This is a genomic window from Chryseobacterium sp. WLY505 (assembly GCF_030846215.1).
Classification (GTDB): domain Bacteria; phylum Bacteroidota; class Bacteroidia; order Flavobacteriales; family Weeksellaceae; genus Chryseobacterium.
The window spans coordinates 789258-809637 of record NZ_JAVCWI010000001.1 but is presented as its reverse complement, the minus strand read 5'-3'; the positions used below and the strand labels follow the sequence as shown (position 1 = coordinate 809637).

At 36.5% G+C, this 20380-nt stretch carries 16 protein-coding genes; 8 read left to right on the top strand and 8 right to left on the bottom strand.

Annotation, left to right across the window (positions count from 1 at the left end):
* Window positions 1–16 precede the first annotated feature (16 nt).
* Window positions 17–712, bottom strand: coding sequence for a DUF2490 domain-containing protein (locus tag RAH34_RS03620; RefSeq protein ID WP_228411910.1), 696 nt, complete (start codon window positions 710–712; stop codon window positions 17–19).
* Window positions 713–1008: 296 nt separating this feature from the next.
* On the opposite strand from RAH34_RS03620, the gene RAH34_RS03615 reads away from it, so the two are divergent.
* Complete coding sequence (locus RAH34_RS03615; protein WP_228411909.1) at window positions 1009–1977, top strand: sensor histidine kinase; 969 nt, start codon at window positions 1009–1011, stop codon at window positions 1975–1977.
* Window positions 1970–2668, top strand: a complete 699-nt coding sequence (locus RAH34_RS03610) for a LytTR family DNA-binding domain-containing protein (protein WP_306595161.1) — start codon at window positions 1970–1972, stop codon at window positions 2666–2668. Before RAH34_RS03615 ends, RAH34_RS03610 begins: the two co-directional genes overlap by 8 nt.
* Window positions 2669–2825: 157 nt before the next feature.
* Here the strand turns inward: RAH34_RS03610 and RAH34_RS03605 are convergent, their stop codons facing one another.
* The 4 genes from RAH34_RS03605 to RAH34_RS03590 all read right to left on the bottom strand — a co-directional run bounded on the left by RAH34_RS03605 (window position 2826) and on the right by RAH34_RS03590 (window position 6641).
* Entirely contained in the window at window positions 2826–2960 is a 135-nt protein-coding gene (locus RAH34_RS03605; protein WP_262497574.1) for a hypothetical protein, read from the bottom strand.
* 234 nt (window positions 2961–3194) lie between these two features.
* Window positions 3195–3332 carry a hypothetical protein gene (locus RAH34_RS03600; protein ID WP_167348788.1) on the bottom strand — a complete coding sequence of 46 codons (138 nt, stop codon included), beginning with the start codon at window positions 3330–3332 and terminating at the stop codon, window positions 3195–3197.
* A gap of 275 nt (window positions 3333–3607) precedes the next feature.
* Window positions 3608–5995 (bottom strand): M1 family metallopeptidase, encoded by a 2388-nt coding sequence (locus RAH34_RS03595; RefSeq protein ID WP_306595160.1) that lies wholly within the window; start codon window positions 5993–5995, stop codon window positions 3608–3610.
* Between the two features lie 67 nt (window positions 5996–6062).
* Window positions 6063–6641 (bottom strand): HupE/UreJ family protein, encoded by a 579-nt coding sequence (locus tag RAH34_RS03590; RefSeq protein WP_047435205.1) that lies wholly within the window; start codon window positions 6639–6641, stop codon window positions 6063–6065.
* Window positions 6642–6792: 151 nt separating this feature from the next.
* On the opposite strand from RAH34_RS03590, the gene RAH34_RS03585 reads away from it, so the two are divergent.
* The 3 genes from RAH34_RS03585 to RAH34_RS03575 all read left to right on the top strand — a co-directional run bounded on the left by RAH34_RS03585 (window position 6793) and on the right by RAH34_RS03575 (window position 12899).
* Window positions 6793–10011, top strand: a complete 3219-nt coding sequence (locus RAH34_RS03585) for a S8/S53 family peptidase (protein ID WP_306595159.1) — start codon at window positions 6793–6795, stop codon at window positions 10009–10011.
* 78 nt (window positions 10012–10089) lie between these two features.
* Window positions 10090–10605: a DUF6702 family protein gene (locus RAH34_RS03580; RefSeq protein WP_306595158.1), complete on the top strand. Its 516-nt coding sequence runs from the start codon at window positions 10090–10092 to the stop codon at window positions 10603–10605.
* Window positions 10606–11120: 515 nt separating this feature from the next.
* Window positions 11121–12899, top strand: coding sequence for a hypothetical protein (locus RAH34_RS03575; RefSeq protein WP_306595157.1), 1779 nt, complete (start codon window positions 11121–11123; stop codon window positions 12897–12899).
* A gap of 136 nt (window positions 12900–13035) precedes the next feature.
* Here the strand turns inward: RAH34_RS03575 and RAH34_RS03570 are convergent, their stop codons facing one another.
* Window positions 13036–13629, bottom strand: coding sequence for an ACP phosphodiesterase (locus tag RAH34_RS03570; protein ID WP_306595156.1), 594 nt, complete (start codon window positions 13627–13629; stop codon window positions 13036–13038).
* A 132-nt stretch (window positions 13630–13761) separates the two neighbouring features.
* Window positions 13762–15111 carry a DNA repair protein RadA gene (gene radA, locus RAH34_RS03565; RefSeq protein WP_047435193.1) on the bottom strand — a complete coding sequence of 450 codons (1350 nt, stop codon included), beginning with the start codon at window positions 15109–15111 and terminating at the stop codon, window positions 13762–13764.
* Window positions 15112–15251: 140 nt separating this feature from the next.
* Between radA and RAH34_RS03560 the strand changes: the two genes are divergently transcribed.
* From RAH34_RS03560 to yidC, 3 genes are all read left to right on the top strand, one after another.
* Complete coding sequence (locus RAH34_RS03560; protein WP_306595155.1) at window positions 15252–15821, top strand: YceI family protein; 570 nt, start codon at window positions 15252–15254, stop codon at window positions 15819–15821.
* A gap of 226 nt (window positions 15822–16047) precedes the next feature.
* Complete coding sequence (locus RAH34_RS03555; RefSeq protein ID WP_079243182.1) at window positions 16048–17655, top strand: CTP synthase; 1608 nt, start codon at window positions 16048–16050, stop codon at window positions 17653–17655.
* Between the two features lie 178 nt (window positions 17656–17833).
* Complete coding sequence (gene yidC, locus RAH34_RS03550) at window positions 17834–19633, top strand: membrane protein insertase YidC (protein WP_114819355.1); 1800 nt, start codon at window positions 17834–17836, stop codon at window positions 19631–19633.
* A 132-nt stretch (window positions 19634–19765) separates the two neighbouring features.
* Here yidC and RAH34_RS03545 read toward each other — a convergent pair whose 3' ends face one another.
* Window positions 19766–20350: a ribonuclease HII gene (locus tag RAH34_RS03545; protein WP_306595154.1), complete on the bottom strand. Its 585-nt coding sequence runs from the start codon at window positions 20348–20350 to the stop codon at window positions 19766–19768.
* Window positions 20351–20380: the final 30 nt, after the last annotated feature.

Below are 20380 nucleotides of genomic sequence, written 5' to 3'. Positions count from 1 at the left end.
ATAAATATTAATGAGATTATTGTTGTTTCTTTTTTCTCCAGTCAAAACTGTTTCTGAAGCCTATAAAGCCGTAATTGCTTGTTTTTCCGGTTTCCATTTGATTGATAAAGGCCAGCTCCAGTGCAGAGTTTTTTCCTACTTTTATTCCAAGACCTGCGGTAATACGATTGCTGTCGAAAGGCTCTGTTTTATCCACATTCATTCTTATTTCATTTTTAAGAATACCATAGAGTTTTTCTTTTTCGCCTTTTTTGTTGAAAGGAATTCTCACAGAAATCAGATACCGGATTCTTACCTCAAATTCATCAGGATTGCTGAGGAAACGTTCTTCCACCCTTAGACGGTTGGAGATGGAGGTTCTTCCGATGAAATACTCGGCAGTTACCTGTTGGAAAGGTCTTTTTTCATATCTTATCTTTTTAGAATCGTCGGCATTATAAGATTCGAGGATCAGAAACATGGCTCCAGCGGCAGGTCTTATATTTTCTGCCACTTCATAATCTACGTAAGCATTCACAAGGAAAAGTCGGGTGTCATAAGCCAGGTCAAAAGAACGGTATTGAGTAAGAGCCGTTAAAGTACTCTTATCAGTCAGTTTTGCTGACATCAGGTACTGAAACCACATATTGTAATTGTCTTTGCTCTGACTATATAAAAGGCCATTAAGCAGGCAAAATGATAAAATAAGCGTTGATTTTATATTAAGTTTCATGTAATATTTGATTAATATTGCGGTTTCTCAAATATATTTATTCAGAAGAGCGGGCCCGGATTTTTTCAATCAATGACAGTTTTTCTCAACGAACTGCATTTTGAGACAAAAAGATATTTATATTTGATGCGTTTCAAAATAAGGTATGGACTATGTTTTTAATCATTAATTTTATTATTATATTATTGATTATCAGAATTTTATTTAGTGGTAAGATTCTGGATAGCCTTATGAAGTACCGCTGGAAATTTTTGTTGAGGTTTCAGCATATTTTTTTCCTTTTTATCTTCATTTTGATGACTTATTTCACCGAAAACTACTTCCTGGATTCAAATCAGTTGGTGATAAGTATTATTTTGAATACAATTTTCAATGTGGGGATTTATTATCTGGTGTACTATTACCTTGTTCCCAGATTTTATTTATCGAATAAGTATCCGGAGTTTATCCTCTATGCTTTAATCCTTTTTTTAGGGTCCAGTCTTTTCAGAATTTTGTGGGAACCTGCCGTTTTTCAAATGGATTTCAGTGGAGAAGGTTATCATGTCGGGTTTCTGTATAATGTGTATATCTCACAAGGAATCATCATTCTTGTGGGTTCTTTTTTGGGAATTACCAAAGACAAATTTTTAATAGAACAGGATGTGATTAGTCTTGGAGAAGAGAAAGATCAGCTTTATCTTGATTTGCTCAAGTCTAAACTGAATCCTCATTTTTTGTTGAATACGCTTAATAATATATATGCCAATAGTTTTACCCATTCGGAGAAAACATCAGATTCTATTTTGCAGTTGAGCAAACTTCTGAAATATATTATTTATGACAGTGGAAAAGAAAAAGTAACGGTTTCTCAGGAGTTTTCTTCCCTGAAAGCGCTTGCTGCATTGTATCAGCTTAAATATAATAACCAGCTTGATATTGTGATGGATATTGAAGATCAGGAAGAATTTGACATTGCTGAAATTCCGTCTGCTATACTTCTTACTTTATTTGAAAATGCTTTAAAACATTCAGCGATTGGAGAAGATGCTCACGCTTTTATAAAATTATTCTGTCATATTGAGCGCTCTGAACTGTATTTTGAAATTATAAATTCTGTCGGGAAAGATAGAACTCTTGTCGCTGAATCTGATTATCACGGATTGGGTAATGAAGCAATTATTCATATATTGGAAAAATTTTATCCTGATCAGTATGAATTTTATTCCGGACCGAAAGAAAATGATCAATATAAAATTGCTTTAACAATTACTATCAATGGCTAATCTGACTATCGTTAATGTGGATGATGAATATCCTGCATTGCAGCTTGTAAAACAATATTGCGATCAGCTTGAAGAGGTTGAATTGCTGGCTTCATTTCAGAAACCGGAAGAAGCACTGGCATTTCTGAAAGTCAATAAAGTAGATCTTGTTGTTTTCGATATCAATATGCCTGGGATCAACGGAGTAGAACTCTTGCAGCAGCTTCCCGATCCGCCGCTGTGTATTTTTCTTACACTTGAAACAAAATATGCAGTGAAAGCCTTTGAACTGGATGTTGTTCATTATCTTATCAAACCTGTGGATTTTGATACATTTAAAAAAGCAGTCCATAAAGCAAGGGATTTTGTTCAGTTTAAAAGCTCAGCCAGCATCCGGCAGCAAGAAGACTTTATTATGTTCAAATCCAATTATGTGATGAATAAAGTCTTTCTTAAAGATATTCTTTGGATACAGGGATTCGGGGAGTACATTGTGTTGATGACCCCGTTGAAAAAGTATATGATTCTGGAGAGAATGTCCAATTTTGAAGAGAAGTTTCAACATTTCGGATTTATCAGAATTCATAAGTCTTATATTGTATTATCAGAACATATCAATTCGTATAATTCCAGCCATGTTTTTTTGAAAAATGGTGATGAGCTTCCTTTGGGAAGAACCTATAAAAAGAATGTAAAAGAACATTTAAGTTAAAAAGAGGTTGTTCCAAAGTGTCATTCTGAACGAAATAAAATGAAGTGAAGAATCTTATATGGTTAGAAGTAAGATTCTTCCTTCGTCAGAATGACAAAAGTCAAATTATTTAACCTTTGAGACAGCCTCTTTTTTTAGTTGTTATCTAAGGATTGAACTATGGGCAATATTGTCCAGGTCCGATCCACAGGATACATTGTCCTTTGTAATTGTACTCACAGCAAACACGTCCTGCTGCTCCGCCATTGATAGATTTCTGAGCATCTCTGCTTAATAATTTAGCGTTTTTCATAGTTAATAATATTTTGTTTGTATGTTCCTGAGCATTTAAAGTCAATCAGGATTTTGACATTTGGTGTAAAAGAAGTGAATCAAAGATACTGTTTTTCCTTATTTAGTGATATAATTTTATTGTATTTTTTTAATAAAATTATGATAATCAGATAATAATGACAATGAGTTGTGGATATAAACAGAAAAAACCGGAAATTTCCGGCTTTTTCAAGATTGTTATCAGATGACAGAACTAAGGACAATTTTGTCCTGGTCCGATCCATAAAGTACATTTTCCGTTATCGTCGCGTTCGCAGCAAACGAGTCTGGCAGCAAGTCCGCCATTGATGGTTTTCTGAGCATCTCTGCTTAGTAGTTTAGCATTTTTCATAGTTAAAATATTTTGATAGGTACGTCCTGAACATTTAAAGTCAATCAGGTTTTTGACATTTGGTGTTTATGTGATTCAAATATAAATATTTTTAAGTCAGGTTGTTATATTTTTTTTAGGTGAAAAACAGGTGTTGTTTTCTTAATGGATTCCTGAATTTTTGGATACACAGATTATAAGCAAAAAAAAAACACTACTTCGTAGTAAAAAGTAATCCTTATGATCTTTTAATACGAAGTAGTGGTGTATTTGTTAAAAGTTACAACCTTTTGATTTTAACTCTTTCCTGCGGCCTGCATTGGGTTAACCTTTCCGGTTGAGCCTCCTCTTACAGAACCTCCTCCCTGTTTTTGTTTGAAAAGCTGGAATTTTGAAGTTTCACTTGCAGCTCCGGCATTGCTCCAGAAATTGTTGCTTGTATCAATATCAGCAGTCTCCCTCATTGGATCCAGCTGAATAGATTTCAATTTCTTATCAAAATAATACGTCTTGGAAACTTTTTGTTCGTTCAGCCTCCAGATTTGTGCAGCAGATTTATCATACAATTTTGATCCGTCTTCAAACGTGAATTCAAGAATGATTGGCATTACCAGACCGCCTTTATTCACAAAATCGATCTGATATCCTGTAATATTTTTGAATTTCTCTTTATCCTTTGCATCTAAAGGAAGACCTGATTCTGTTTTGATGGTGTATTGCTTATTATTATCAATCTTTTCCTGACCTCTGTCATATCTGTAATAGAAATCCTGAAGATCTTTATCACCATCTACGTAGAATTTGATATTCTTATCTTCTCTGTTTCTGATTTTTGAAAGATCTTCAAAACTATTTACCAATGGTTTTTCAACCTGATATTTTACTTCTGCAGCAGCTTTAGGATCACTCTCAAGATCAGGAACAGCAACCGTTACTTTATCAATCGCAATATCTACAGGATCTGTACCGTAGAACCAGCCTCTCCAGAACCAGTCAAGGTCTTCACCGCTGGCATCTTCCATGGTACGGAATAAATCCGCAGGTTCAGGATGCTTGAATGCCCATCTTTTAGCATAGGTTTTAAAAGCTTTGTCGAAAAGCTCTCTTCCCATGATCGTTTCGCGAAGAATATTCAGTCCTGTAGCAGGTTTTGAATAGGCATTCGGCCCATACTGAACAATATTTTCAGAGTTACTCATGATAGGTTCCAGCTGATCTTTCGGGAGTTTCATATAATCTACGATCGTCCATGCCGGTCCTCTTTTGGATGGGAATTTATTATCCCACTTTTCTTCTGTAAGATATTCTGTAAAAGTATTCAGACCTTCGTCCATCCATGCCCATTGTCTTTCATCAGAATTGATGATCATAGGGAAGAAGTTGTGCCCAACTTCGTGGATGATAACTCCGATCATTCCGTTTTTGGTTCCTTCAGAATAGGTTCCGTCTTTCTCGGTTCTTCCGAAGTTGAAACAGATCATTGGATATTCCATTCCATTCGCTGCTTCTACAGACTGTGCCACAGGATATGGATACGGAATGGTAAATTCCGAATAGGTTTTGATGGTATGGGCTACCGCTTTTGTAGAAAACTTTCTGTAAAGACCGTAAGATTCTTTTGGATAGAAACTCATTGCCATTACTTTATTGTTGTTTTCAGGAATCGTTACACGCATTCCGTCCCAGACAAACTTTCTGGAAGAAGTCCATGCAAAATCACGAACATCTTTCGCTTCGAAAACCCATGTCTTTCTTTGTTTTGAATGATTTTTCTCCGCTTTTTTAGCTTCATCCAACGTTACAATTTCGATAGGCTCAGCTGCGTTTTCAGCTTTTCTGTATCTTGACAGCTGATCAGTTGTCAACACCTGATCGTAATTTTTACATTCTCCTGTTCCACCAACAATATGATCTGAAGGTACATTCACAGAAACCTTAAAGTCTCCGAAAACCAATGCAAACTCACCTCTTCCGGTAAACTGATGATTCTGCCAGCCCTGAAAGTCACTGTATACGCACATTCTTGGATACCATTGGGTTATTGTATACAGATCATTGCCGTCTTCAGGGAAGTTTTCATAACCACCGCGGCCTCCCATTTTGATTCTGTTGGGAATATTGTAGTTCCAGTCTACTTTGAAAATGAATTTTTCACCCTTTTTCAAAACTTTTGGAAGATCAATACGCATCATGGTCTTGTTAACGGTATATTTCAGGGGAGTTCCTGAAACATCGGTTACTTTCTCAAGACTTACTCCATACCCGTTATCCTTAACAGGAAGCTCAGAAACTTTAAGCTGCTGGTCTGTTGTTGAAGAATGAAGTACAGATGAAGTATCATATCCTGCATTTCTAATGCTGGAATGCTCGTTTTCATCAAGCTGCAACCAGATATAATCCAGATCATCTGGAGAATTGTTGTAATAAGTCACCGTTTCGGAACCTTTCAGATTTCTCTTATCCTCATCCAGATAAGCGGTGATGTTATAATCGGCTCTGTTCTGCCAGTATCCGTGACCGGGAGCTCCAGAAGCCGTTCTGTAGATGTTGGGTGTTGGTAGAATAGTTCCCAGCTGCTCAAACCTGTTACCATGATTGCTGCCTGGGTTATTCTGAATATTTTGTGCGGTGAAACCTGTATATGCAAATACAGAAAGTGAAAGTATAACAACTTTTAGTTTCATAACCGAAATGATTTTTTAATGATCAAAGATAGTAATTACCTGTTGAATTAATGAGAATATTTAACTTTTAAAAAGGAATTCTTTCCAAAGTCATTTTTAAGGATAAAGCAAATACCCCGGAAGAAACAAAGAGTATCCAGTCTTTTTTATTCACTTTGAAAAGGTTGAGTGAAATAAACAGGATGATTAAAATGGCAGCAACAATGACAATCTGGCCAAGTTCCAAACCAATATTAAACCCTAGGAGAGGTAAAGCAATACTTTGGCTTTTAGCAATCATTACTCTTGCCGTGTTGGCGAATCCCATTCCATGAACAAGACCGAAGATCAGTGCAAGATAATAGTTGGCCCGCATCAAAGTCTGTTTCTGATTTTTCATGATAATATTATCCAGTGAAGTCAGAACAATGGTTAAAGGAATTAAAAACTCTACCCAATCAGAAGGAACTCTGAAAACATCCAGAATACTTAAAGCTAATGTAATAGAATGCCCAATGGTGAACGCAGTCACAAGAATCAGGATTTTTTTCCAGTCACTGTAAGAGTAAACTGCAATCAAAGCTAAAACAAAAAGCTGATGATCAAGGGCATCCAGAGAAATAATATGTTCCCATCCAAGGTTTAAATAAAAAAGAAAATCCTGCATTTTGATTAAAAAATTTTATATTTTGAATATATTGTTAAATTGTTGTTGATTTTATTGTTTAATTTAATTTTTACGCTTAATGTTTGTTAATATTTTATATTATTTCTTTTTTAAATAAAAATTGTATAATTGTACTGATTAAAAATGAAATATGGATATTAAAAAATTATTTTTTACAAATGTAAACATTTCACATGGAGGAGCGAAGCTTCTTAGAAATGCTACAGCAGCCTTTTTGGGATTGTATTCCTACGCTTTTTACGGGCAGGTACAGAAACTGGATTCCCGGTTTGATATTTTACTGAAAAATAAAGAAAGTATTGCTAATGGAAGAGCTGTGAAAGAACTGGAACGTCCTGATATGAAACTTGACCAGCACCTGGTAGTGACTTCAAAAGGAGCGCAGACCATGTATTCATGTATTGTTTATACTAAAGAGCCTGAAAAATTAAAAGCAGACGGATTTCTTATACAAAGCCAGTTTCCTGCTTTTTCCACAGCTTTAGTTTCTATTGAAGATATTGAAAGACTGACCCAGCTTCCGTATGTAACCTCTGTAATGGGACCTGAGTTTGACGAACTTCATAATGACGTGAGTCGTGCTCAGTCCGGAGCAAGTCTTTTGCAGGATGGTGTTTTCAATAACACAGTTTATAATGGAACAGGAGTGTTAGTAGGAATTTATGACAGTGGAATAGACTGGAAACACCCCGATTTCAGAAAAGCTGATGATCAGACCAAAAGCAGAATTGTTTCCATCTGGGATCAGACATTGACTGCTCAGGCGGGAGAAACCGCCCCGGTAGGGTTTGCTACTGGAGTGGAATACACAAAAGCACAGATCGAAGATGAACTGGATGGTACACCCGCAGGTTTTGTTCGTGAAAATGATACCAACGGCCATGGTACCCATGTTTCAGGTACTGCAGCCGGAAATGGTTCCGCTTTTACCGATAAAAGACATAAAGGATTTTCATCTGATGCAGATATTGTTTTTGTGAAAGGAGGAAACGGATCTTTTCCTACAACAAATACCATTAATGCTTTAACCTATTTTAAAAATGTGGCAACGGCACTCAATAAACCTATTGTTGTCAATATGAGTATCGGTGGCCAGAGCAGTGCTCACGACGGAACCTCCAGCCATGAAGTAGCGGTTAATAGCTTTACCACTTCAGGAGCGGGAAGAGTTGTTGTTATTTCGGCAGGTAATGATTACGGAGCTAATCTTCACAGAAAAGTTGATATTGCCGCTAATGCTTCTCAGACTTATAATTTTACGGTAGCCAGTAATACCTCGTCAGCTACAGTATTTTCATTTATAATGTATGCCAACGATAATACACCTGTTACAGCAAAGCTCACTACTCCTGATGGGCAGCAGTATACTCAGAACATAAGTACCACTACAGCTCACAGTATTCTGGGAGGAGGGCTTACCGCTACAATGTATAATTATTGGAGCAATGATAACAACAAAAGGTATGTTCAGCTGGTGATTACCCGAACTTCAGGAACCACCAATGTTCAGGGGAATTATTCATTGGAAATTACCAATAACGGAACACAGCAAATTTCAGCGCATGGCTGGCTGTATAGTCAGGGAGTACAAACCACACTGCAGAATGGGGATAACGAATATATTGTAGGAAGCCCCGGGAATGCTTCTAATGCCATTACAGTAGCTTCATACATGGGAAGAGCCAGTTGGTATAGCGGAACAAGTGGTTATTTTACCCTTACTCCACAGGAATCCATCTCATCGTTTAGTTCGCAGGGGCCAAGAGTAGATGGTGTCCAGAAACCAGATATTGCAGCTTCAGGGCAGAATGTCATTTCTTCCAGATCGGCTGATTCTGCTCCTGGCGCAACGGATATTATTGCAGGAACCAATTATTATGTGAAAAACCAGGGAACAAGCATGTCTTCACCGGGGGTAGCAGGAGCTGTCGGGTTATTGCTTCAGGCTAATCCTACATTGACGGCAGCACAGGTTAAAGCCCGTCTTACAGCTAATGCAAGAGTGGATGGGGCAACAGGAACCGTTCCAAATATGAGATGGGGGTATGGTAAACTAGATATTTATAAAGCAGTTACTGATGAATTAGGATGTGTGAAATCTAATTTTGAGACTGTAGGGTATGATGAACCATACATTATTGCTAATACAGAATCTAATTATTACTTTGATAATATTGCGCTGGCAGTAAGGTATACGCCCACATTAACAGGGAAGTTGGGAGGTTTTTCATTTTTAACAGGGACTTCACTGCCTTCAGATATTCCGGTTGATATTCAAATCAGAAAAGTCGATGCCAATGGAAACCCCGGAGATATTATAGCGACTAAAACCATTACTTCATGGCTTAATAACGTTCAGAGATTTACCTGGAATTATGTGAATCTTTCAGATCTGAATGTACAAATGGTAACCGGAAAAGAATTTTATATTGTCGTAAACGGATTAGGAGGAAGGATTGCCATGAAAGCTGAGAATGCAGTACTGAATAACAGGTCTAAGACTTCTACAGACGGTACTACCTGGACTTCAAGAACATTTGATCTTAAAATGAGAGCCGTGGTCTACGAAAATGTAGCTGAAGTAAAGAATTTAGCAACTTCCAACCAGACGAAAGCCAGTACGGTGACGAATGGTTACAATTATTTTACAAATTCCTGCCAGCTTATCTCAAGATTAGAAAAAGAAACAGCCAGTACCGTATCAGGAAATGTAACATCCAAAGTGTGGGTTGATAATGCACAGCCCAACTATGTGGTAAGAAGATATGAAATCAATCCGGATGCAAACACTACCACAGCAACCGGTAAAGTAACCTTATATTTCAAACAGAGTGATTTCGATGCCTATAATCTGACCAATGGAGTGAAATTACCTACTTCTCCTTCTGATGTTGCGAATAAAGCGAATCTTCTTATTGAAAAATACACGGGAACAAGTACTACGGGAACAATTGCTTCTTTTGGAGGAACCGCCACAGTTATTACACCTGATATTGCAGATATTATCTGGAATGACACCTATCAATATTGGGAAGTGAGCTTTCAGACAACAGGTTTCGGTGGTTATTTTGTTAAAACAGGAGCAACATTAGGGACAGCCGATGTAAAAATGAATTCAGAAGTGAATATCACTCCGAATCCTGCTAAGGACTTTGTTAATGTGACGCTGGGCAGATATTCTAAAGGAACGGTAACCATTTATGATGTTTCAGGAAAATTGATTAAAACGGTCAATGTGAATGTCAATTCAGGTAAAATTGATGTGTCAGAGCTGGTAAGAGGTACCTATCTGTTTACTATTGCACTGGATGATAACACAAAAGTTACTAAAAAAGTAATGAAGCAATAATCTTATTAATCTATGATCATAAAAAGCAGCAGTTTTTATAATTGCTGCTTTTTTTATATTTGCTGTAAAATAAGATTCATGTCAGGTAAATTTTTTTGGAGTTTTCTTTTACTATTAACAGTGGCTTTTCAGAGTTTTACGGAGCGTGAAGCTTTTCACCCCTATCACGTAGGCTCTGTAGAAATAAATTATAATTCAAAATCCAGAACATTTGAAGTGACAGGACGGTTTTTTCTTGATGATATGGAAAATGGTCTGGGAAAAAAATATGGAGGCGCTTTTCATTTTAATGACGAAAAATACAAAGCTAAATTGAATGATGCGCTGCAAAAATATTGTTCAGAATATTTTAAACTAAAAGCTGATAGCAAATTTTTGAAGGTAAACTATATCGGTTATGAAGAAGACCAGGAATCTGTAAATGTGTTTATGGAATCGGAACCTGTAGCTGTCCCGAAAAAAGTAGAAACTGCCATAAGTTTTCTGTATAATCTCTTTGATGATCAGATCAACATTGTGCATATTATTGTGAACGGACACAGGAACAGTGAAAAGTTGTCGTACCCCAATCGGTATATGTTTAAAACATTTTAATTTTTTATATTAGGATAACTAGCAAAGCAGTAATTCAGATTACTGCTTTATTTTTTATTCACTATTTTCTAACAGAAATAGGATTAAATAAATCACTTCATATCGACTAATTTTTTTTCGTTATTAAATTGATAAAATGTTAAAATTTAATTATTAACATTTTATTTCGTTATATTTTTAATATTTTAACTATTTTCATGGGATATTTTCGATTATTGATTAATTTTTGAGATTTAATTTATATATGATTGTGTGTTTTTTAATATTATTTTAGTAGTTTATTACTATTTTTTTTGAGTTATAATAATTAAATCAATTTTAATATGAAGTGAAATAAATTTATTATCTATTGCTTTTTACCAATTACAATTTTCTATAGTCAAAACTAATCAGACAATAGTCCACCCAAACTTTACTCTAATTTTTTGATTTTTTCGGATGAAACCCTTTAAATGTTCATGTTTCATCAAAGCAAATCAAAAATTATCCAAATTATTAAACAACTTAATATGAAAATGAAAAGAAAGAACATTACACTAACACTACTATCAATAAGTAGTTTTGTTTTTGCACAAGTAGGGATTAATACAGCTAATCCAACTGCAACATTGGATATTACAGCAAAAAATCCAACAGGAACTTCTAATGCTGTAGATGGCCTTTTAGTAACCCGCGTAGACAGATTGAGAGCCCAAAGCATGACAGCAATTCCAACTTCTACAATGATCTATGTGAATAGTGTGGGAAATGGCTCACAAGCTGGAAATGCAGTAAATATTGATGCTGTAGGCTATTATTATTATAACGGTTCAGCATGGGTTAAGCTTCATAATCCAGGAAATGCCATTGATACTAATATTTATAATACCAATGGAACGTTAACCGGAAATAGAACGGTAACCCAGGGAAGTAACACATTGGCTTTTACTGCAAATGCCACAAATGCTTTTTCTGTGAACGGTAATAACTTTTCAGTAGATGCACTTAACAGAAGAGTAGGAATAGGGACGGCTGCCCCCTCCAGTTTTTTATCCGTACTAAATCCGGTCGCTGGAAATGTAACAGATATTTTGTCTGCAGGGATTGATAATTGTGGGGCTCCCTGTGGTCAGGCAACTCCAAGAAATATTACCCTATACAACAATAATGTCACTAATACCTTATTTGGAGGAATTGAATTTATTCCTTCAACAAGCCCTTCTGGTATTACAGGAGCATCGATTATAGGAATAGACAGGGATGCCGCAAATAATTATGCAGGATTACAGGTTTTCACAAGAAATGCTACAGATTATGCTGCAAGAATGACGATAAAGTCTTCAGGAAATGTGGGAATTGGAACAGCTGTTCCCGATACAAAGTTAGATGTTCAGTCTGCAGGAACACCTGCCGTTCCGGTAGCAGCTATAAAAATTGTAGACGGAAATCAATCTAACGGATATGTCCTTACTTCTGATGCTGCAGGGGTAGGAACCTGGAAAGCTATTCCTGCAACAAGTTCCGTTAATATCTATAATACAGATGGAACTTTAACCGGAAACCGTGCCGTAACACAAGGAAGTAATACGCTTGCTTTTACGGGAACAGCTGTAAATGCTTTTTCTGTAGACGGTACTACTTTATCAGTAGATGCTGCGAATGATAGAGTAGGAGTGGGAACTGCGGCTCCTACCAACAAACTACATATTAATGGCACAGATCCTTTACGTTTACAGGGAACCACAACTGGAAATACAACCACGGACCCACTTATGGTGTTGGATGCTACCGGTGTTGTGAAAACCATTGGTACACTTGGAGCATTATCTATTCCAAATCCAGCTCTTTTCAGATTGGAAACAGCTCAGGCCGATTTCCTTAATGGTTTTGCAGCAGGAAGTTTATCCGTTGTTCCCATGACCGCTATAAAGAATTCAATCTCAGGGATGAGCTATAATGCAGCTACCAGCACTATTACATTTCCGGCAGGAACTTATCAGATCACTTTTGTATATGAAGCGCTTCATAACAATGATAACGGAACTACAGTAGAGGCTGATAAATGTAGAAACAGCTCATACATTGTTGATTTTCCTACAGGAGTTTCCGGTACTCAAAGGATTCATAGTACAGCCTACCATAATTCAGGTATTTTATCCAATCACGGAGGTGCTATCACTTATTCTACTACGGTTCCAGCCGGAAGAACCTGGCCTATTCGTCTGGGAAGAGGGCAGTCCGGAAACTGTTCAGGTACCGGGATGACTCTTGCGGCAGCTTCCACTCAGCTCTTAGTATTCAGAATTGGAGACTAATATTATTATGAAAGAACTTTAATAGAAAAGTGTTCCCAAAAGCTTTTCTATAAAGTATTCAGGCATAAAAAATTCTAATAACACAAATTTATAGAACACTTATCTTTTATTATAAGGTAAGTGTTTTTATTTTAAACTAATTGTCCAGTTGTAAAAGAGCATTAATTCCCTTTACATGGGTTAAAAGATCAGGAAAAAAATCGTCATAACACTGCTGAAGATGGTCTTTGTTCTTCAAAAAAGCTTCAAAAACAGGAATATCCTTATCAAGGTACTTCGCTTTATTCAAAACATTCTGAATGCTGAATTTTATTCCCCAGTCTTCACGGTAGTTGTAAAGCCAGTCGTCGTGTTCCATTTTTACCAGCATCTTTTTAAAATTTTCAGGTAGCCACTGTTCATGGGCATTTAAAACACGATAAACCTTAAGGGAATGCGCTTTCCATTCTACCAGAGAATGCAGAGAAAGGTCTTTCGCTACAAAATGATCCATCGAGACATCTACAAATGCTCCGGCATAAAGTCTTACCAAAGGAGCGAATACCTTTTTGGCTTCATGAATAGCAGGATGGGAGTCTGTAAAAGTATCAATTGCTCTATGAAGGGTAATTCCGTCCTGAATATCTTTCGGGAAAGTAAAACGATCTCTGTTACGGATAAAGTCTTCAAGAAACTGCCCCACGATCTGACCGTCGGTAAAAGAAAGAAAAGAATGCGCCAGATAATTCATAATTTAAAGGTATGAATTAAATGTGAATGTTTGATAATAGTGAATTGTGAATAGTCAATCCGCTTCGCTTGTGAATTTTTTATCCCCATTCTGATTGACGATTGACTTGCGCAACAAAATTGACCATTCACATTAGAAAAGCCTCTCGTGAAAATCTTCAATTTTACTAACTTCTTCAATCTTGATTCCGAATTTTCTTTTCGGGATTTTATTAAGGTTGGAAACAAATATTTTTTCATAACCCAATTTTTCCGCTTCAGTAATTCTCTGTTCAATCTGGGCTACCGGACGGATTTCACCACTCAGACCAATTTCTCCGGCAAAACAGTAATGTTCAGAAATGGCAATGTCTTCGTTGGATGAAAGAACAGAAGCAATCACTGCAAGATCCAGTGCCGGATCATCTGTTTTTATTCCTCCGGTAATATTCAGGAAGACGTCTTTGGCTCCCAATTGAAAACCTGCTCTTTTTTCCAGTACGGCCAAAAGCATATTCAGTCTTTTGGAATCAAAACCAGTGCAGCTTCTTTGAGGAGTACCATAAACAGCTGTACTTACCAGCGCCTGAATCTCCAGAAGCATAGGTCGGTTTCCTTCAAGGGTTACCGCCACAGAGTTTCCGGAAAGTTCTTCAAATTTCTTGGTGATCAGAATTTCAGAAGGGTTTTTAATCTCTTTCAATCCTTGTGAGATCATTTCATAAATTCCAATCTCTGAAGTAGAACCAAAACGGTTTTTATTAGCTCTTAATAATCTGAAAAGGTGATTTCGGTCTCCGTCAAAATTCAGAACAACATCTACCATATGCTCCAGAACCTTTGGTCCGGCAATCTGTCCGTCTTTGGTAATATGCCCTACAAGAAATACCGGAGTATTATTTTCTTTGGCATATTTGATGATTTCATTGGAGCATTCCCGGATTTGGGATACGGTCCCCGGAGAGCTTTCTATCAGCTGAGACTGCAGGGTCTGGATAGAGTCGATGATCATGAAATCCGGCTCCAGTTTTTTGGCCTCATGAAGAATTTTTTCCAATGATGTTTCCGTGAAAAGGAAACAGTTCGGGTTTTGAATATCGGTAAGCCTGTCTGCTCTCATTTTAATCTGAGAAGCACTTTCTTCACCAGAAACGTAGAAGATTTTCTTCTTCATTTTCAAAGCCAGCTGAAGGAGCAGAGTAGATTTCCCGATGCCCGGTTCACCACCAATCAGAGTCACAGAACCCAAAACAATTCCTCCTCCTAAAACACGGTTCAGTTCTTCGGAAGGGGTTTTTATTCTCGGCTCTTCACTGGTTTCCACTTCAACAATATTGATAACATGTTGTTTCGTTTTTGAAAAAGGAGGAGTTTTGTGAGAAGGTTTTTCTACCACCTCTTCTACTAAAGTGTTCCATTCTCCACAATTTTTACATTGCCCCAGCCATTGAGGATACTGGGTTCCGCAGTTTTGACAGAAATATGCTGTTTTCAGTTTTGCCATACTGCGAAGTTATAAAAAAAGCATTTTTCTTTCAGAATGTAAATGGATTTAATATTAAAAACTAATCTATGAATGGTAGGAATATCTTTCATATCTTAGCTTTATTCAATTAAAATATATTAATGTAAAATATAATTACAATGAAAAAAGTATTTTTATCTTTCGTATTTACGCTTTTAAGTATTGTTGCTTTTGCACAGGGAAGCTGGCAGGTGGACCAGATGCATTCATCAATCAACTTTAATATCAAGCACATGGGAATCAGTTTTGTGCAGGGAAGATTTGATAAATTTGACGGGAAAGCAGCCACTGGTAGTGCTAACCTGGATAATGCCGATTTGAGCTTTTCTATCAGTGTTCCTTCTATTAATACAGGAGTAGATATGAGAGACAGACATCTTATCAGTGAAGAATTTTTTGATGTTACCAAATATCCTACGATTGAATTTAAGAGCTCTTCCGTTACAAAAGATAAGAACAACAATTATATTGTAAAAGGGAAACTGACGATGAAGGGCGTGGAAAAAGAAATTACTGCTCCGCTTACGTTTGGAGGAATTACAAAAAATAAGGATGGAAAAGAGATAATGGGGATCCAGACAAAATTTACCGTGAATCGCCTGGATTATGGAATCAAATATGATCCGTCAGGAACCGGAATCGCGAAAGATGTTGAAGTAACAGCTTACTTTGAATTGACTAAGCTATAATATTATAGAATATGAACTATAAAAAGGTTTTCCATGTGAGTGGAAAACCTTTTTTGCTGATAGACGAAAATCCTTTTGGTTATAGCTTTGTTTCATTTGTTTATATCAATATTAATAAAAATTTTTATCTGGTTTTATAGTTGTTTGAAGGGTGTTTTACTATTTTCAAAATCTAAAAGATTGCTTTGTATTTCTTTTTCCCCTAACTTTGCACAAACCTAATCTAATGAGTAAAAAGAATACAAAGTACATCTTTGTGACAGGAGGTGTAACTTCATCTTTGGGAAAGGGAATCGTTTCTGCTTCTCTGGGACTTCTACTAAAATCACGCGGCTTTAATGTAACGATCCAAAAATTAGATCCTTATATCAATATCGACCCAGGAACTTTGAATCCTTATGAGCACGGAGAGTGTTATGTGACTGAAGATGGTGCAGAGACGGATCTGGATTTAGGCCACTACGAGCGTTACCTTGATGCTCCTACATCCCAAAACAACAACGTTACTACAGGAAAAATCTACCAGACTGTAATTGAAAAAGAAAGAAAAGGAGATTTCCTTGGAAAAACAGTTCAGGTAATTCCTCATATTACTAACGAAATCAAACGTAGAATTAAAATCCTTTCAAAACAGAACTACGATATCATCATTACTGAGATCGGTGGAACGGTAGGGGATATAGAATCTTTACCCTACATTGAAACTGTTCGCCAGTTGAAATGGGAATTGGGAGAGAGTAATTCTATGGTGATTCACCTTACTTTATTGCCTTATCTGGCTTCAAGTGGAGAATTGAAAACAAAACCATCCCAGCACTCCGTTCGTCAGTTGATGGAAAGCGGAATTATGGCGGATGTTTTAGTTTGTAGAACAGAACATAAAATTCCTAAAGATCAGAGAGCAAAATTAGCTCAGTTCTGTAATGTTCCTTTAGATAACGTTATCGAATGTAAAGATCTTGAAACCATTTATGAAGTTCCAATGTATCTTCAGAAGCAAAATTTTGATGATGTAGTTTTGAAAGAGCTGGATTTGAAAAGTGATAAAGATGCTGATCTTAAAGACTGGAAGAGTTTCCTTAAAAAATTCCAGAACCCTAAGAAAACTGTTGAAATTGCATTGGTTGGAAAATATGTTTCCCTTCAGGATTCTTATATTTCTATTGCTGAAGCATTCAAACATGCAGGAGCTGACCTTGAAACTGAAGTAAAAGTAAGATGGGTATACAGTGGAGATATTACGGAAGAAAATATCAAAGATACACTGAAAGGTGTGAATGGTATTCTTGTAGCTCCAGGTTTCGGAGACAGAGGAATTGAAGGAAAAGTTCTAACTGCAAAATATGCAAGAGAAAATAAAATTCCAATGTTGGGAATCTGTTTAGGAATGCAGATTATGACGATTGAATTTGCAAGAAATGTTTTAGGACATACCAAAGCAAACTCTATGGAATTTGATACCGCTACTCCTGATCCTGTAATTTCTTTGATGGAAGAACAGAAAAATGTAGTAGATAAAGGAGGAACAATGCGTCTTGGTGCATGGAAGTGTACGTTGAAAAACGGATCTAAATTAAACGATATCTACGGAACCAAAAATATTTCTGAAAGACACCGTCACCGTTATGAATTCAACAGTGATTATCTTCAGGAATTTGAAAAGAATGGTTTCCTTGCTACAGGTACCAACCCTGAAACAGGTTTGGTAGAAGCGCTGGAACTTCCTGATCATCCATTCTATGTGGGAGTTCAGTATCACCCGGAATATAAGAGTACGGTAGCAACACCGCATCCTTTATTCAGAGCGTTTATTAAAGCTTGCGAAAAGAAATAAGGTAAAATTTTATCATAAACGTCTACATATAAACTCAGGCTGAGAATAATCAGCCTGAGTTTATTATATAGTAACAACGTAAAGCATAGAGTTTTGATAAAAAAACAGTATTTTTGTCAGCTCAAATTACGTACACCCGTACGTATATTTTAAATTTAAAATTTTAATATAAAATAAAATGCAACAAAACAACGGAATCGATAAGAAGCAAATGATTAGTTTCGCGGTTTTATGCCTTGTTCTCTTCGGTTTTATGTTCTACTTCCAGAACAAACAAACGAAAGAAGCGGAGTTGAAAGCTCAGGAGCAAAAAACGGAACAGGCTAAAAATGCCGTAAAGCAAACTCAGGCAAATAATATCAATCCAAATGTAACTCCTAATGCAATCCAAACGGCAAGCCTTGGAAATAATGAATTGAAACTTGAATTTTCAAGCTTAGGAGGACAGGTTTCCAAAGTAGAGCTTTTAAAATATAAAGCCTACAATCACAAAACAGACAATGCAGATCAGCCACTTTATCTGATCACTAAAAATAACTCAAACTACGGTTTTCAGTTTAAAGATAAAACAGGGAAGATTGTTAATACTAAAGATTTAGTTTTCTTACCTACTGTTAATGGAAATGCGGTAACCTTAACTGCAGATTATAATGGTGCTGTTATTCAATTCATTTACACACTGCTTCCAAAATATACTCTTGATTTTAAAGTAAGAACTCAGGGTCTTTCTAAAATTACTTCTGATAACAAAGCAGATTTCATTTGGGATTATAATGTAAGAAACCTGGAAAAGGGTAGAGCTCAGGAGCAGTCTCACTCCGAGTTTTCTTATGCTTTCAATAATTATAAAGACTATGATTATGATGGAAGAACCACAATGGAAGAGGAAAAAGAAACCCTTAACTGGATTGGTGTAAAGCAGCAGTTTTTCTCTTCAGTAATTGAAGCTAAAAACGGATTTACTCAAAATAAAGGAAACCAGGAAAATGTTGAAGAAGGAGAATATCTGAAGAAATTCAACTATGAAGGTTTCGTCCAGATGACTGGAAGTGAGCTGAACCAGGATTTCACATGGTATTTTATGCCATTGGATTTACCATTGCTTAAATCTTACGATAAGAATTTTGACGAAATCCTTCCGTTAGGTTGGTCATTCATCGGAGCAATGAACCGTTATTTCTTCATGTGGCTATACAGTATTATTGCTGCGTGGGGATTATCAGCAGGTTGGGTAATTTTTGTAATGACAATCATTGTGAAACTGATCCTTTCACCAATTATGTATAAGCAGCACAAGCTAAGTGCAATGATGAAGGTGATCCGTCCTGAAATTGATGAGGTAAATGCTAAATTCAAGGATGCAGACCCGATGAAGAAACAGCAGGCAACGATGGAGGTTTACAGAAAAGCAGGAGTAAATCAGATGGCGGGATGTTTACCGGCATTAGTTCAGATTCCAATCTTCTATGCTTTATTCCGTTTCTTCCCGAACTTTATTGATCTTAGAGGACAAGGGTTCTGGTTTGCAAAAGACTTGACGGCGTATGATGATTTGATCAAACTTCCGTTTAAGGTTCCTTTCCTTGGAGACCACTTAAGTATTTTCGCTTTAGCCTGTACAGTTGTTATTTTGATTTATACTGTTATGACTTCAGGAAACATGCAGCAGCCTCAACAGGAAGGAATGCCAAATATGAAGGTGTTAATGTATATCTTCCCGATTACATTCCTATTTTTCCTTAATACTTCGGCTTCTGGTCTTTCATGGTACTATTTTGTATCGAATGCAATTAACATCTTAATCATCCTTGTTATTAAGTACGTGATTCTGGATGAGAAAAAAATCCATGCTCAGATTCAGTCTAATAAGGAAAAACCGAAAGCAGAAGGTAAATTCCAGAAGAGAATGAGAGAGATGATGGAGAAGGCTCAGGAGCAGCAAAAAACTCAGGAACAACAGAGAAATAAGAAGAAATAAATTTCTTAATGATAAGTTAAAAAGAGAAGCAATTATTCAATTGCTTCTCTTTTTTTATGGGGTATTTTATTTAGAAAGATTTTAAATTTCTAATGGATGTCTACGAATTTAATAATTGAAAATGAGTGCTTTTCAATCATATTTAAGCCTGAAAGATTGTCTGTGATGAGGTGTTGGACCGTATTTTATAAGGGCTTCCTGGTGTTTTTTTGTAGCATAGCCAAAATTGGTGTCCCAGCCATATTCAGGATATTCTTCATGAAGTTGAATCATAAGCTGATCCCTGTAGTTTTTAGCAAGAATAGAGGCTGCAGCAATGGATAAAACTTTAGAATCTCCCTTAATAATACATTGATGCGGGATGTAGTTATAAGGATGGAATTTATTGCCATCCACCAAAATAAGTTCCGGAGTTATTGTGAGTTTGTCCAGCGCACGGTGCATGGCGTGAATACTAGCGTTGAGGATATTATATTCATCAATAAAGGAAGGCGGCAGTTCTGCGATAGCATAGTTTTTCACATTATCTTTGATGTAGCTATCCAATTCCATACGAGTTTTGAACGTTAGTTTTTTTGAATCATTAACCAGATTTTGTTTGAAGTCATCATCCAAAATTACCGCTGCCGCTACCACCGGACCACTTAAACATCCTCTTCCTACTTCATCACATCCAGCTTCGATGTAAAGGTTCGACCAGTTTTTTATTAGCTCCATAAATTGTTTCTGTCAATGCAAAAATATAAA